Raw genomic sequence first — 13,502 nt, forward strand, 5'->3', positions numbered from 1 at the left:
AACCCCACCACGGAGTCGGCAGCAGGCGTCATTACGCCGGGTGGGGCCGGGGCGGCAGATTGGTACGTGTGCCCGGCACCGCCGACCGGCGGAGCCGCCCGACGAGCCGAAGGACCGCGGATGTCCACCGCCGATCACCCCGCCACCACTCCCGGCGGTCGCCCCGACCAGCCCGGCTTCTGGCGCGCCCCGTTCTCCCGGCAGGGCTTCCGGGAGCTCGGCTACGCGCTCACCGGCCTGCCGGTGGCCGTGTTCGGCTTCTGCCTGGTCCTCCCGCTGTTCTTCACCGGCCTGGGCCTCGCCATCACCGTCATCGGGCTGCCCGTGCTCGCCCTGCTGCTGGCCGTCGCCCGCGGCCTCGGCGCCGCCGAGCGGGCCCGGATCCGCGGCCTGCTCGGCGAGGAGCTGCCCGCCCCGCCCGCCGTGGTGGTCACCCGCGAGGGCTTCTGGGGCCGGATCACCGCCCGGTTGGCCGACCCGGCCGGCTGGAAGGCCGTGTTGTACCAGGTCGCGATCTTCCCCTGGGCGGTCCTCGGCTTCGTGCTCTCCACCGTGCTGTTCACCGTCGGCTGGTCGCTCGCCCTGTTCCCCGCCTACCAGTGGGTGTTCCCCCGCTACACCGACTGGGACGGCTACCGGGTCGCCGACTGGACCGGCTCCGACGGCGTCCACCACGTCTACGAGATCACCTCGTTCTGGCAGATCGCCGGCGTCAGCCTGGTCGGCCTGGTCCTCGTCGTGCTCACCCCGCAGGCCGTCCGCGGCCTCAACGCGGTCAACCGGTTCGCCGCCCGTGCCCTGCTCTCCAGCACCGACTGAGCCGCGGCCGGACGTGCGCCGCCCCCGGGCCCGTGGTCGGATGACCACGGGCCCGGGCCGCACCCCGGGCCCGCCGAACGTCCGGAGGCCCGCATGCGCCCGACCGCCCCGCCCCGGCCCGCCCCGGCCCCGCCGGTACTCGTCACCTCCCGGCCGCTGGACGAGTACTGCGCCGGCTTCGGCCTCACCCGCGCCGGACTCGGCCGGCTGCCCGGCCCCGTCCTGGACTGCCCCGGCGGCGCCGCCGGACTCGCCGCCGAAGCCCGCGCACTCGGCTGCGAGGTGGTCGCCGCCGACCCCGGCTACGCGCTCGGCCCCGGCCGCCTCGCCGCGCTCGCCGCCGGCGGCCGCGCCGCGATGGCCGACGCGATCCGGCGCGACCCCCGCCGCCACCTGCCGGCCGACCGCCGGCACCGCCCCGACCCGTACCTGCGCAGCTGGGACCGGGCCCGCCGGCTGTTCACCGCCGACGCCACCGCCCACCCCGACCGCTACGTCGCCGCCGCGCTGCCCCGGCTCCCGTTCGCCGACGGCACCTTCGCCCTCACCCTCAGCTCCTACCTGCTGTTCGCCTACCCGGCCGTCTTCGGCCCCGCCGACCAGCTCCGCGCCCTGCGCGAACTCGCCCGGGTCACCGCCCCCGGCGGCGAGGCCCGGATCTACCCGCTCAACGACGGCCGCGGCCGCCCCTGCCCGCACCTGACCGAACTGCGCGCCGCCCTGCGCCACCACCGGATCGCCAACCGCGTCCTGCGCACCGGCCCGACCGGCCGGGTCCTCGTCCTGACCGCGCCCTGACCTCGCCCTAACCGCCGTTCAGCGCGCGCACCGCGCCCAGGTAGGCACCCACCGCGTCCCGGCTGCGGGACAGGCACTCGACCCGCTCGGCCAACTGCCGGTACTCGTGCTCCAGCACGGCCAGCGTCTCCGGCGCCGGGTCGCGGACGTGGAACTGCCCGTCCAGCAGGCACGGCAGCACCGTGCGGATGGTCCGGGTCGACAGGCCGGAGGCCAGCAGCGAGCGGATCTGCCGGACCCGCTCCACCAGCGGCTCCCCGTACTCCCGGTAGCCGTTCGCGGAGCGCCCGGGCTTCAGCAGACCCTGCTCCTCGTAGTAGCGCAGCAGCCGGGGCGCCACCCCCGTCCGGTTCGCCAGCTCGCCGATCCGCACCCGTTCCCCCGTCCGCCGGAAGGACTTGACTCTCACACCGGTGTGAGAGTTCGACCATAACCGGCATGGCAACCACGCACCCCGAAAGCCGCCGCCGCCCCCGCCCCCGCCCCCGCCCCCGCGCCGGGGCCGCGGCCGAGCGCCCCCGGCTGCGGCTCTCCCCGCTGCTGGCGCTGGCCACCGCCGCCTTCCTCGGCATCGTCACCGAGGCGCTGCCCGCCGGAGTCCTCCCCGAGATGGCCCGCGACCTGGGGGTCGGCGAGGGCGCGATGGGGCAGACGCTGACCGGCTACGCGCTCGCCACCGGCCTGTCCGCGATCCCGCTGGCCCGGGCCACCGCGCGCTGGCCGCGCAAGCGGCTGGTGCTCGCCGCCGTCGCCGTCCTGCTGCTGGCCGACGCCGTCACCGCGCTCTCCCCGTCCTACCCGCTCACCCTGGCCGTCCGGATCGCCGCCGGCGTCGCCGTCGCCGCGATCTGGTCCGAACTCGTCGGCTACGCCCGCCGGCTCACCCCGCCCGCGCTGCACGGCCGGGCCATCGCCGTCACCGGGACCGGCGTGCCGCTCGCGCTGTCGCTCGGCATCCCGCTCGGCACCTGGACCGGTCGGCTGATCGGCTGGCGGCCCACCTTCGCGCTGGTCGCGGTGCTCGCCGCCGCCCTGCTGCTGTGGATCGCCGCCGCCGTCCCCGACGCCCCCGGCCGCCCGCCCGGCCACCGCCCCGAACCCGTCCGCGCCGCCCTGCGGCTGCCCGGCGTCCGGCCCGTGCTGTTCGTCACCGCCGGGTACGTCCTCGCCCACAACGTGCTCTACACGTACGTCGCCGCGCTGCTCGACCACCACGGCGCGGGCGGCCGCCGCGACCTGCTGCTGCTCGTCCTCGGCCTCTCCTCGGTGCTCGGCCTCGCCGTCACCGGCGCCCTGGTCGACCGGCGGCTGCGGCACCTCACGCTCGCCGCCACCGCCGCGTTCCTCGCCGCCACCGGACTCCTGCTGCTGCCCGCGCCCGCCGCGCCCCCGGTGCTGCTCGCCGCCGCCCTCTGGGGCCTCGGCTGGGGCGGCGTCGCCCCGCTCTTCCAGACCGCCGTCTCCGACGCGGGCGGCGACCGCGGCCAGACCCTGCTGGTCACCACCTGGAACACCGCGATGGGCCTCGGCGGCGCCGCCGGCGGACTCCTGCTCGCCCCGCTCGGCCCCGGCGCCCTGCCCTGGACCGCCCTCGCCCTGCTGCTACCCGTCCTCGCCACCACCGCGCTGGCCCGCCGCCACGGCTTCCCGCCCGGCCACCGGGGAGGATCGCGCTGACACCGTCGGGCCCGGAAACGCAGACGACCCGTGGGCTGCTCCCCGGCCGCCGCCCCCGGGCCCTGGGGACGGCGGCCGGGGCACCGGGGATGTACCGGTGAGCCCACGGGCCGGGTGACTGCTGGGAATTAGCCTGAGCCGGAGACCTCGACGGCCTCACCGCTGCACAGCCAGGGGCGGCTCTACTGAACCTGAAAGGATGATGTCGGGGCTGTTTGCCTGACGGCCACCGGTCTCCTCCGGTGGCTCTGTTGGCGTGAGGTACGCGCAGGGTGGCGGGTTGACCGACGCCGAGAGGGCCGCGCGGGAGCGGATCCGCTTGCAGGCCGTGGAACGCTTCGAGTCGGGGCAGAGGAACAGGGAGATCGCCGCCGCGTTGCGGGTGAGCGAGCGGTCGGTCGAGCGGTGGCGGCGGGCCTGGCGCGAGCGCGGAGAAGCCGGCGTCCGGTCGAAGGGGTCCCCTGGGCGCCCGAGGCTCGGACCTGCCCGGCTCGCCGGACTGGAACGGGAGTGGGAGCGCGGCCCGCTCGCCCACGGGTGGGCGGACCAGCGGTGGACACTCGCGCGGATCAGGACGCTGATCGGCCGGCTGTTCCACGTCTCGTACACGGTCGAGGGCACGTGGCAGCTGCTCAGACGGCTCGGCTGGTCGTGGCAGCGGCCGGCCCGTCGCGCGAGCGAGCGCGACGGCGGTGCTGTCGAGGTGTGGCGGGAGGAGACCTGGCCGCGGGTAAGGGAATCGCGGCGGAGCGCAACGCGTGGCTGGTCTTCGAGGACGAGGCCGGGCAGTCCTGGCGAGAGATCTTCAAGGACGCACCGGCCACCGAGAAGCAGCAAGCGAACATTCGGTGCAGGGAAGTCGCGTCCGCCGAGTGGCGCCGCATCGTGCCCGTGCTGGAGGTGGCGGCCGGGCTCGGCTAAGTCGACCATACGACCGTCAAGGCTTTTCGTCGTTTGCGGCCCTACCCCAGGTACGGAGTGGCCCGGTGCTCTAGAAAGTGCCGAAGTCGGAGTTGCTGGGTGTGGTGCATCGGCAGGTTTCCCATGTCGTCCGGAGCTACGAACTGGAGGTCGGTCGACTCATCGGAAATCCGGAGTTCTCCGCCCGTGATGCGCGCCGTGAAGCAGACGTTGAACTGTTGGCGCACCTCGCCGTCCGAGTAGGCGATCACGTGGCGGGGATCGGTGTACGTGCCGACGAGTCCAGTGATCTCGACGTCAAGGCCGGCCTCTTCACGGACCTCCCGGATGGCCGTTCCCGGGAGCGACTCACCAAGATCCATCGCGCCCCCCGGCAGCGCGTACAGGCCATTGTCGGTGCGTCGTTGAAGCAGGATGCGCCCTTCGGCGTCGGTCACGACTGCGGAGGCTGCAACCACAAGCCGGTTCGGCTCGGGCGCGTTGGGATCATCGTAGAACTCCGTGCGTGCCACGTGATCAACTCTCCTCAACCGGTAGGGCGGCGTTCCATACCGCATCGAAGCTCGCAGCATAGGTGTCGAACAGCGTGCCAGCGCCGGTCTGCCGCAGGTGCCAAACCGGGGCCCCAAAGGCATTGACCCCCCACACGTGCGCGTTCACCAGGATCTGGTCATCTGCCCGGTAGAGGCTGTTGTACAGCGTGGTTCCGTGGGTCCGGATCTCGATGCCCGGCGTGCCCAGCAACGGGCGGTAGTGCATGAGGGCGAGCCTGCACCGGGACTCGATGCCGTGACCGAACTTCTCTTCCTCCCCACGCTGTCTGACGTTCTCGCTCTCGGGGTCGCCAAGCGCAATCCGGATCGCACACCCTTCCGCGGCGCGCTCCCGAAGTAGATCGTTGAGGCGTGGGTACGCCTCATGAAGGAACACGGCGGCGTAGACCAGTACGTCGATGCGCTCCGTGGCCTTCGCCATCAAGTCCACGAACACAGACACCGGCAGGTCTGCGCGTTGCTCATAGAGCGCCACCAGTTCGGGGCTTATCGCTCTGGCGGCGCGTCGCTGTCGCAGACTTGGCCACAAGGCGAACATGTCTTCTCCCAGAGCTTCGGCAGCCAGACGGGCTGTCCCTAACCGGGGCGTCCGATTCTGGTTGGCCCATCGTTCAACCGACTTGGTGTCCACGCCGGCCTTCTCTGCCAGGGCGGCGCACGTCCAACCACCCGACGCCATCACGGCTTTCAGTCTCTCGTTCGGCATTTGGCCTGTCTCCCCGCACAGCCCGGACTCTTGTAGGGACGTTCTACCGCGCGAGGGACGTTCTGAAGTGTCCTTTGCGTGAGGTTTCACCGTCCAGGGGCGCTGCCAGATCGTGGTTCCAACTTGGCGGGAGGCGGCCCATGCCGGTGGAGACGCGAGCCCCCCGGACGTTCACCGACTACAAGGCCGAGTGTCGAAAGCGTGCGGCCCGTAGTGATGCTCTCGGCGACTACGACGCCCAGGTGTCAGCCAGGGTGTCCGGACGGGGCATCCCGAAGGACTGGCCGGTGTGCACCTGCGGCGCGGACCACTGCCCCGACAAGGGGGCCGTGTGACGACGGCAGCGACGACCGCTGAAGCCCCCGCAGTGTGCGCCGTGGGGGAGTCGTTCGACCGCATGGCCGCTGTGTTCGCAGAGGCCCCGCCGGAGCTGCAGGACGAGTCCGCCGTGCGGGACGTTCAGGCGCTTCGGGACAAGCACAACGCGCAGTGCACCAAGGGGTGTGCGTCGTGAGGCTGCATGGCATCGGCGGCCTGTGGGCGGGGCAGCGCCGAGCCCGCGACGGCCTTCCGGCCCCAGTGCCCTGGCGGGCACAAGACCGGCCCTCTTGCGCCGTCACAGACTCCCGTCCCCGCAAGGGACGGGCCGCATGACCCGGCGACCACCCGGCCGCCGGCTCCGCCGATGCAGGGAGGCGACTCTCATGCTCAACGCCGATGGCGGGCACGGGGGCAACCCGGCCCCGATCCAGCCCCCGCCGCCCCCGCCGCCGCCGTCCCCCGACGGTAGCTCTCCGCCCGGAGACGGGGGCCACCGGAAGTGAACGACGCCCTCCGCGAGGAGGGTGCGGACCGCCCCGGCTCCGAGCCGGGGCGGTTCCTGCTCTCCACCGGCCACATGTCCCCGGACTGGGCCGACACGTTCAACGCCGTGCCCCGCTCGCTGTTCACGCCTTCGCGCGTCTGGTCGCACGACATGGCCACCGGCCGCAGCGCGCTGGTGGACCGGGACACCGACCCGGCAGCCTGGCAGGCCGCCACGGAGGCCGACGTCCCGTTGGTCACGCAGTTCGATGACGGCGAGCACGACGGGCCGGAGCCGGGCACCGTGCCGACCAGCAGCCTCAGCATGCCGAGCGTCGTCATGTCGATGCTGCGCGACCTGGACGTCAAGCCGGGCATGCGGGCCCTCGACGCGGGCACCGGGCCCGGGTGGAACGCGGCACTGCTCGCACACCGCCTCGGCTCACAGCAGGTCGTCAGCGTCGAGTACGACCAGGACGTGTCGGCCACGGCCGCCGAGAACATGGCACGCGCCGGACTCGCACCCGAGCTGATCACCGGGGACGGTCAGCTCGGCTGGCCCAAGAGCGGACCGTACGACCGGATCATCGCGACGTACGGGGTCCGCGAGATCCCTCAGGCGTGGATCGGACAGTCTCGGACCGGCGGCGTCATCCTGGCCCCCTGGGGAACCGACTTCAGCCCGCTGGACGCCGTGGTCAAGCTCCGTGTCGCCCCCGACGACACGGCGTCCGGCCACTTCACCGAGATGGTGGAGTTCATGAAGTCGCGGAACCAGCGCCTCGCCTTCCCCGAACACGCCTCCTACGTACCGGAGTTCCCCGGCAACGCCGATACGAAGGACCGGACGACGCTCACGGCGGACGATCTCGGCGGACGCTGGGCAGTCCAGCGGTTCGTCACCGGGCTGGCCGTGCCCGACGTGACGCACCTGGTCCACCACCAGGACGAGGACACCACCGTGGCCTGGTCCTACAGCCTGTCCGACCGGTCATGGGCGGCCGTGGTGTGGCGCAAGGACCAGCCCGAAACCACCGTGTACCAGGCAGGTCCCCGGAGGCTCTGGCAGGCCGTGGAGCAGGCGCTCACCTGGTGGCACGACCAGGGCAGGCCCGGGCCGGCCCGGTTCGGCCTCACGGTCGGACCGGACGGCACGGTGCCGTGGCTGGACCATCCGGACCACCCCGTACCGATCCGAGACTGACCCCGGGCCCGGAAACGCAGACGACCCGTGGGCTGCTCCCCGGCCGCCGCCCCCGGGCCCTGGGGACGGCGGCCGGGGCACCGGGGATGTACCGGTGAGCCCACGGGCCGGGTGACTGCTGGGAATTAGCCTGAGCCGGAGACCTCGACGGCCTCACCGCTGCACAGGCAGGGGCGGCTCTAGCGAGCAGCCACCTCACGCATCCTGAAAGAACTCATGTTCATAGGATGCTGCGCACTATGACCCCGTACGTGAGCCGGAACATCCGGCAGACAGAACTAGAGTCCGTTCGCGCAGTGATCTACGCCCGCCAGTCGAAGCGACGCGTGGACGAGTCGGAGACCTCCACCGAATCCCAGATCGCCCGGGGCACTGCCCTGGCCGACGGCAAGGGCTGGAAGACCGGTCGCGTCTTCCAGGACATCGGTAAGTCCGGATGGGACCCCGACACCGAACGGGCCGGGTTCGACGCCATGATGGCGGCGGTGCGCGCGGGCGAAGTAGACGTGGTGGTCGTCTTCTCGCTGGCCCGGTTGACCCGCCAGGGCGCCATGGAGGCCATGCGCATCAACGACGTGTTCATGCAGCACGGCGTGCGCCTGGTCTCTGTCGAGGAGCCGTTCCTTGACACCACGCACCCCATCGGGGTGGCGGTGTTCGCCCTCATCGCTGCGCTGGCTCAGCAGGAGTCGGAGTTGAAGTCTGCGCACATATCCGAGGCCAAGGCTGAGCTGAAGGCCATCGGTGGCCACGTGTCTGGCCGCCCGCCGTTCGGCATGAAGACCGAGCGGGTCAAGGAAGGGAAGCTGGTCCGCTCTCAGCTCGTACCGGACCCCGAGACGGCCCCGACCGTGCTCAAGATCGTTGATCGCGTCATGGACGGCGAGACGGTGTCAGGCATCGTGCAGAGCCTCAACGAGAAGGGTGAGCCGTCCCCCGGAGCGTTGGCGCTGGCCGCCGGGCGGAAGCGGTCCGGCCGGTCGCGCAGCAACATCACACCGGCTGACCCTGACTGCCCGCCGCTCTGGGATGTGGGCACCTTGAACACCTTGCTGCGCCACCCCGCCCTTGGTGGCTTCGCCGCTGAGTGGGTCACGGACCCGGACGGGAAGCGCCGCCGCAGGGAGATCATGCGGGACAAGACCGGGGCTCCGATGGCAGCCCACAAGGGGCTCATGGAGCCGATCAGGTGGTACCAGCTCCAGGACGTTCTCAAGGGCCGTTCCCGAGCGACTGAACTTGATTGGGTGATGTCGGAGCTGTTCGCCCGACAGGGCCGAACTGGTTCCGGTAGCCCTGGGACATGAGGTATGCGCAGGGCGGTGGGTTGACCGACGCCGGGAGGGCCGCGCGGGAGCGGTTGCGGCTGCAGGCTGTGGAACGCTTCGAGGGCGGGCAGAAGAACGGGGAGATCGCTGCCGGGCTGCGGGTGAGTGAGCGGTCGGTGGAGCGGTGGCGCCGGGCCTGGCGCGAGCGTGGGGAGGCCGGGGTCCTGTCCAAGGGATCGCCCGGGCGCCCGAGGCTCAGTGACAAGCAGATCGCCAGGCTGGAGCGGGAGTTGGAGCGCGGCCCGCTGGTCCACGGCTGGGCCGATCAGCGGTGGACGCTGGCGCGGGTGAAGACGCTGATCGGCCGGCTGTTCCACGTGTCGTACACGGTGGAGGGCACCTGGCGGCTGTTGAAGCGGCACGGCTGGTCGTGGCAGCAGCCGGCCCGCCGGGCGATCGAGCGCGACGACGCGGCGGTGGAGTTGTGGAAGAAGGAGACCTGGCCGTTGGTAAGAGCACCGCGGCGGCCCTCGGCGCCTGGGTCGTCTTCGAGGACGAGGCCGGGCAGTCGATGACTCCGCCGCGCGCCAGAACCTGGGGCCGCATCGGGCGCACGCCGGTGGTCCGCGTGCGCGGACGGGGATCCGGCCGGGTCTCGATGGCGGGCATGGCCTGCTACAAGCCGGGCGAACGGTCCCGGCTGATCTACGCGATCCGCGAGTACCGGGGACGCAAGGGCGAGCCGAAGGGCTTCGGCTGGCGCGACTTCCGCGACCTGGTCGTCCGCGCCCGCGTCCAGCTCGGCGGCCCGCTCGTCCTCGTGTGGGACAACGCCCGCATCCACCTCGTGCCACCGCTCAGGGCGTTCTTCGAGGCCAACGCGCACTGGCTGACCGTCTTTCAGCTGCCCACCTACGCGCCCGACCTCAACCCGCAGGAGGGTATCTGGTCGCTGGTCAAACGCGACATCGGAAACCTCGCGGCCGCCGACCTCGGCCAGCTGACCCGGGCCGTCAAGCGCAAGCTCAAGATGATCCAGTACCGTCCCCACCTCGTCGACGGCTGCCTCGTCGGGACCGGCTTGATCATGGATGGCTGACCGACATCACGAGTTCAAGTTCAGAAGCTGACGCCGTGATCGTGTTACGAGTTCTTAGGAAAGAGAGTAAGTGTTGTACCTACTTCCGTATCTAGCTATAGCAGTACTCAGAAATAGCTCTGTAGGGGTAACTGGGAAACCTGTGTCACCGCCACCCCACTTTCCCAACACCATCATGGGAGCCCGGTTCTGCTGATCATCGGAACCGTCTGCGACCGGTGCGGGAAGGCCCTGCGGGGCCGCCAGCGCGCCGTCTGTTCGAACGCGTGTCGGCAGGCGATCAAGCGGGCCGAGAAGCGGACCACCGCTGATCTCATGGGGCGCCCTTGCGATGTCTGCGGGGACGCTGCCGACTACGCCAACGGCCACGGGGCCTGGTGTGAGGTACATACGGCCAGGGCCCGGCGCGAGGACGCCGAGGCAGCGCGCTGGGATGCGGTGTGCGCCCTTGTGGACTGTGAGAACAACGCCGGATGGGACGGCTTGGGGCGGGCCCGCAAGTACTGCTCGAACGCCCACAGCCAGAAGGCGTACCGGCTGCGTAAGGCCGCTGCCGCTGCTGCCGTTATGGCTCCCCGGTCGACTCTGACGCCAGGGGACGGACGGGAGGACGTTAGCCGCTCCGAGTAGCCACAGGTGCCGGGGTGGTGAGACCCCCGGCTTCTCGGCGTCCCCTGGCGCTAACTGAATAGCTTATGACTTCGCCCTGTTCCGCCGATCTCCGGCAGCGCAGGGCTTTTGCATGCACAAACAGAAAGGAAGCTGCGATGGATCGCAGGGAATTCGTCAGCTCGGTCATGGCGAATGTCATGGCAGAAGAGGATGTCAAGGAAGGTCGCGCCGCGCAGGCTGCTTCGCCGGACGTGAACTCGCCGGAGATCACCGCCATGCGGGAGAAGGCGGCGAAGTCCTCCGGCCTTTCTCTGGGACTGGCTGGCCGGCTGAGCGGAACTACCGAAGCTGAAATCAAGGCGGACGCCGATCGCCTCATGGAGGAAATTCGGGCCATGCCCGCAAACCTGCGCACTCAGCCGAAGTCCATTCTGCCGACCGGCGGCGCAGTTGATCAGCCGCCGTCACATCTGGACATTGACCCGATAAAGCTCGCGGCCACCATCATGGCCCGCCGACTGGGAAGCTGAACGTCAATGACCGAGAACAGCGGACCGCCGGAAAACCCGGATCTCACCATTCGAGTCCTCAACCCAGAGGGCTCAAAGGGGAATGGGGGCTTCGGCTGGCACTTCTGGGCCGACCCTACTGACGCCGATGAAACGGCAGGTGACTGCGAATGACCGAGTTCCGCAACGCTCACTTCCTGCTCAACCTGGAGGCGACGGCGAGCATTCTCACGTTCTCACCGGAGGGCCGTCCGGTCCTGGCCTACCGGCCCGTTGTCGGCTGGTTGTCAGATCCTGTACTCAGCCACGCCGAGAAGACCGGCGGGCACTCGATTCCGTACGCCATTCCGCTGGTACTGACAGTCAGCGGGGCTGCACGCGGAATGTTCCCCGCCGACTTCTCCCCGAAGGAAACGGGGAACAGCACCCCCGCGCCGGCCGAGGAATTCCTTTTGGGGGTCTCGCCAAGTCGGGCCGAGGCTCAGCGGAATTACGGCGCCGTCCTGGACGTAGTCGAGCAGCTGACGGCCGAGATTTCCGAGAAGCAGGAAGCCGCCGAGGCTGAGGCCCGAGAGGTTGCCGAGAATGCCGCGCGCGCCGAGCGTGAGGCCGCCGAGCACGCTGCCGAAATGGCCAGCCAAAAGGTGGCGCAGCGCGCTGACGTGATCAGCAATGCCGATGCGCTCATTGCCGAGAACCGCGAATTCATTGCATCGCATTCCGCCAACACGACCATGGAGAACACCCTTGACTGAGAACCTGACGCCCGAGCAGGAGCGCGCAAAGCGCCTTGAAATGCTCCACACCCAGGCCGAAATGGCCATCCCGCATTACGTTGACCTGATGACCCCGGATTCCGTCCGGGCCGCCCTCGCCGAGCTGGAGAGCACTCGGGAACGCCGGGACGCCGTGAACGACCTGGTGGGCGCGCTCCGCGTGGAGCTGGCGGGCCTGGACGAGAAGGACGCCAGGGCCGCCAAGGACGCGCTCCGCGACGGCAAGCCACTGCCCAAGGCCACGAACCGGGGACCGCTGGAGAACAAGCTTGCCGAGGCCGAGCGTCAGCAGGTGCCGCTGTACGAACTGGCCGTCGAAGCGGCTCACGCGGTGAAGGCCGCAGCCATCGCCGTCCGTGCGGATTGGCGACAGACGATCTGCGAGGAAGTCGAGAAGACCCGTACCGAGGCGCTGGCCACGACCGCTCGGCTTACGGCTCTCATGGATCAACTCAGCATCTACGCAACGGCAGTTGAGGACATGGATGGCGACCTTGCCCAGCCGTGGGGAGCGAACGAGCGGCAGTGGCGGATCATGGCCCCCCGTGGCGGGATCACGTGGGACACCGACCGGCGAGCGCTGGACCGGATCGCCTCTGACCGGCTGGAGTACTCGACCACCTACCCCGGCGGCCTGCCTGGACGGCTGAGCCCCGACGCCGACCCGGCGGAGGAGCACAACCCGCTGGCCGTACCGTCGGCAGCTTTCGGCACCCGAGGATGGTGACCGTGGGCCAGGCATGGGAGGGCAGCGACCGGCGGGCAGGGCTGCCGCGCAACTGGGTCACGCTTCGCCGCAGCATCATGCAGCGCGCTGGCTGGCAGTGCGAATGGATGCGGGCGGACACGGGCCAGCGCTGCCCCGAGGTGGCGTCCGACTGTGACCACGTGATCCCCGGCGACGACCACAGCCCGAGCAACCTGCAAGCGCTGTGCAGCTACCACCACGGGGTGAAGTCGGGCCGTGACGGCGGTCTGGCCGCCGCTGCTGGCCGGAAGCCCGGCGGCCGGTACTCACGGCTGCGCAAGCCACCCGAGCACCCTGGTTACGTTGCGTAGCAGGGGAGGGGTGGGGGAGGGCTCCCTTGGTCTCTCTCAGGGATCGGTGTCGATAGCAGGAATCGGCCTCTCTACGGGTCTGGGAGTTCCGGCCGGGCCCGCCTGTCACCCGCTGTGACCTGGCCCGGCGCCTGATTCGCCGTCCGGCCCACCCGCGCATGCACAGCGCGGGTGCACCTGCGCGCCCGCCCGCGCACGCGTGGGGCCCGCCAGGCCCAGAACCCCTACAGAGCCGCCACCCGGGGCCCTGGTCGACCCGGCAGCCGGCCGGGGCCCCAACGGGTCCACCGAACCCGCCACGGCCCGCCAAGTACCCACCGTGGCTAGAAGACTGGAGATGCCCATCCGAACACCCTTCGTCCATCCGCCATGCGGTCGGCAGTGGAGCGGCCAGCGCGCCGAGCACTGCCCGGCCTGTCACGAGACCTTCGCCAGCACCCGAGCAGGCGACGCCCACCGAACCGGCCCGCACAACGCCCGGAGGTGCCTCCCACCGGCCACGGCCGCACTCTGGCAGGACGCCCGGGGCCTCTGGCACCGGAAGCCCTACCCGGATCTCTGAGCGCGCCCTTGCCCCCGTTCCGCCCCTCGCTGGGCAGGACGGGGGCCCTTCGTTGTTTCGGGCGTGCGCCTCCGTGCCTGACGCATGATCAACTTGCATGCTGCCTTGACGACATCGCCGCTTTGAGTGATGGT

General features: G+C 70.7%; 14 protein-coding genes and 1 pseudogene. 12 read left to right on the forward strand and 3 right to left on the reverse strand.

Annotated elements, in window-relative coordinates; translation table 11 throughout:
• Positions 1 to 120: 120 nt before the first annotated feature.
• Complete coding sequence (locus KSE_RS21150; RefSeq protein ID WP_014137378.1) at positions 121 to 819, forward strand: sensor domain-containing protein; 699 nt, start codon at positions 121 to 123, stop codon at positions 817 to 819.
• A gap of 93 nt (positions 820 to 912) precedes the next feature.
• Complete coding sequence (locus KSE_RS21155; protein WP_014137379.1) at positions 913 to 1,617, forward strand: class I SAM-dependent methyltransferase; 705 nt, start codon at positions 913 to 915, stop codon at positions 1,615 to 1,617.
• Positions 1,618 to 1,624: 7 nt separating this feature from the next.
• On the opposite strand, the gene KSE_RS21160 is transcribed toward KSE_RS21155, so the two are convergent.
• A complete protein-coding gene (locus KSE_RS21160) occupies positions 1,625 to 2,026 on the reverse strand; it encodes a MerR family transcriptional regulator (RefSeq protein ID WP_231873199.1) in 402 nt (133 codons plus the stop codon).
• Between the two features lie 29 nt (positions 2,027 to 2,055).
• Here KSE_RS21160 and KSE_RS21165 point away from each other — a divergent pair, with 29 nt between their 5' ends.
• Both KSE_RS21165 and KSE_RS40255 read left to right on the forward strand, forming a co-directional pair.
• Entirely contained in the window at positions 2,056 to 3,294 is a 1,239-nt protein-coding gene (locus KSE_RS21165; RefSeq protein ID WP_014137381.1) for an MFS transporter, read from the forward strand.
• Between the two features lie 256 nt (positions 3,295 to 3,550).
• Positions 3,551 to 4,086 (forward strand): annotated as a pseudogene (locus KSE_RS40255) (winged helix-turn-helix domain-containing protein); the annotation flags it as partial.
• Between the two features lie 170 nt (positions 4,087 to 4,256).
• Here KSE_RS40255 and KSE_RS21175 read toward each other — a convergent pair.
• Positions 4,257 to 4,727, reverse strand: coding sequence for an NUDIX domain-containing protein (locus KSE_RS21175; protein WP_014137383.1), 471 nt, complete (start codon positions 4,725 to 4,727; stop codon positions 4,257 to 4,259).
• 4 nt (positions 4,728 to 4,731) lie between these two features.
• On the reverse strand, positions 4,732 to 5,475 hold the full coding sequence (locus KSE_RS21180; protein ID WP_014137384.1) for a helix-turn-helix domain-containing protein: 744 nt from the start codon (positions 5,473 to 5,475) through the stop codon (positions 4,732 to 4,734).
• An 820-nt stretch (positions 5,476 to 6,295) separates the two neighbouring features.
• Between KSE_RS21180 and KSE_RS21190 the strand changes: the two genes are divergently transcribed.
• The 8 genes from KSE_RS21190 (at position 6,296) to KSE_RS46510 (ending at position 13,368) form a co-directional block, all read left to right on the forward strand.
• A complete protein-coding gene (locus KSE_RS21190) occupies positions 6,296 to 7,483 on the forward strand; it encodes a methyltransferase domain-containing protein (protein WP_014137385.1) in 1,188 nt (395 codons plus the stop codon).
• 239 nt (positions 7,484 to 7,722) lie between these two features.
• Positions 7,723 to 8,790, forward strand: a complete 1,068-nt coding sequence (locus tag KSE_RS21195) for a recombinase family protein (RefSeq protein WP_014137386.1) — start codon at positions 7,723 to 7,725, stop codon at positions 8,788 to 8,790.
• Positions 8,787 to 9,850, forward strand: a protein-coding gene (locus KSE_RS46505; RefSeq protein ID WP_456236163.1) for an IS630 family transposase whose coding sequence is annotated in 2 segments (ribosomal slippage) — positions 8,787 to 9,234 and positions 9,234 to 9,850 — 1,065 coding nt in all. Because the reading frame shifts where the segments join, the coding sequence is not laid out codon by codon here. Before KSE_RS21195 ends, KSE_RS46505 begins: the two co-directional genes overlap by 4 nt.
• 767 nt (positions 9,851 to 10,617) lie before the next feature.
• Positions 10,618 to 10,992: a hypothetical protein gene (locus KSE_RS21210; RefSeq protein ID WP_033260159.1), complete on the forward strand. Its 375-nt coding sequence runs from the start codon at positions 10,618 to 10,620 to the stop codon at positions 10,990 to 10,992.
• Positions 10,993 to 11,141: 149 nt separating this feature from the next.
• On the forward strand, positions 11,142 to 11,726 hold the full coding sequence (locus tag KSE_RS21215) for a hypothetical protein (RefSeq protein ID WP_014137389.1): 585 nt from the start codon (positions 11,142 to 11,144) through the stop codon (positions 11,724 to 11,726).
• Positions 11,719 to 12,474, forward strand: coding sequence for a hypothetical protein (locus KSE_RS21220; RefSeq protein WP_033260160.1), 756 nt, complete (start codon positions 11,719 to 11,721; stop codon positions 12,472 to 12,474). Before KSE_RS21215 ends, KSE_RS21220 begins: the two co-directional genes overlap by 8 nt.
• Before the next feature lie 2 nt (positions 12,475 to 12,476).
• Complete coding sequence (locus tag KSE_RS21225; RefSeq protein WP_014137391.1) at positions 12,477 to 12,806, forward strand: HNH endonuclease; 330 nt, start codon at positions 12,477 to 12,479, stop codon at positions 12,804 to 12,806.
• A 337-nt stretch (positions 12,807 to 13,143) separates the two neighbouring features.
• The gene (locus KSE_RS46510; RefSeq protein WP_014137392.1) at positions 13,144 to 13,368 is read left to right on the forward strand and encodes an FDXHR family putative zinc-binding protein; all 225 of its coding nucleotides are present in this window, start codon (positions 13,144 to 13,146) and stop codon (positions 13,366 to 13,368) included.
• The last annotated feature ends 134 nt before the right edge of the window (positions 13,369 to 13,502 follow it).

This window comes from Kitasatospora setae KM-6054, assembly GCF_000269985.1.
GTDB lineage: Bacteria > Actinomycetota > Actinomycetes > Streptomycetales > Streptomycetaceae > Kitasatospora > Kitasatospora setae.

What these genes read in the sequence shown, in the direction of transcription:
- KSE_RS21150 (WP_014137378.1), top strand. Translation starts at nt 121, where the DNA reads ATGTCCACCGCCGATCACCCCGCCACCACTCCCGGCGGTCGCCCCGAC.
- KSE_RS21155 (WP_014137379.1), top strand. Translation starts at nt 913, where the DNA reads ATGCGCCCGACCGCCCCGCCCCGGCCCGCCCCGGCCCCGCCGGTACTC.
- KSE_RS21165 (WP_014137381.1), top strand. Translation starts at nt 2,056, where the DNA reads ATGGCAACCACGCACCCCGAAAGCCGCCGCCGCCCCCGCCCCCGCCCC.
- KSE_RS21180 (WP_014137384.1), bottom strand. Translation starts at nt 5,475, where the DNA reads ATGCCGAACGAGAGACTGAAAGCCGTGATGGCGTCGGGTGGTTGGACG.
- KSE_RS21195 (WP_014137386.1), top strand. Translation starts at nt 7,723, where the DNA reads ATGACCCCGTACGTGAGCCGGAACATCCGGCAGACAGAACTAGAGTCC.
- KSE_RS21210 (WP_033260159.1), top strand. Translation starts at nt 10,618, where the DNA reads ATGGATCGCAGGGAATTCGTCAGCTCGGTCATGGCGAATGTCATGGCA.
- KSE_RS21215 (WP_014137389.1), top strand. Translation starts at nt 11,142, where the DNA reads ATGACCGAGTTCCGCAACGCTCACTTCCTGCTCAACCTGGAGGCGACG.
- KSE_RS46510 (WP_014137392.1), top strand. Translation starts at nt 13,144, where the DNA reads ATGCCCATCCGAACACCCTTCGTCCATCCGCCATGCGGTCGGCAGTGG.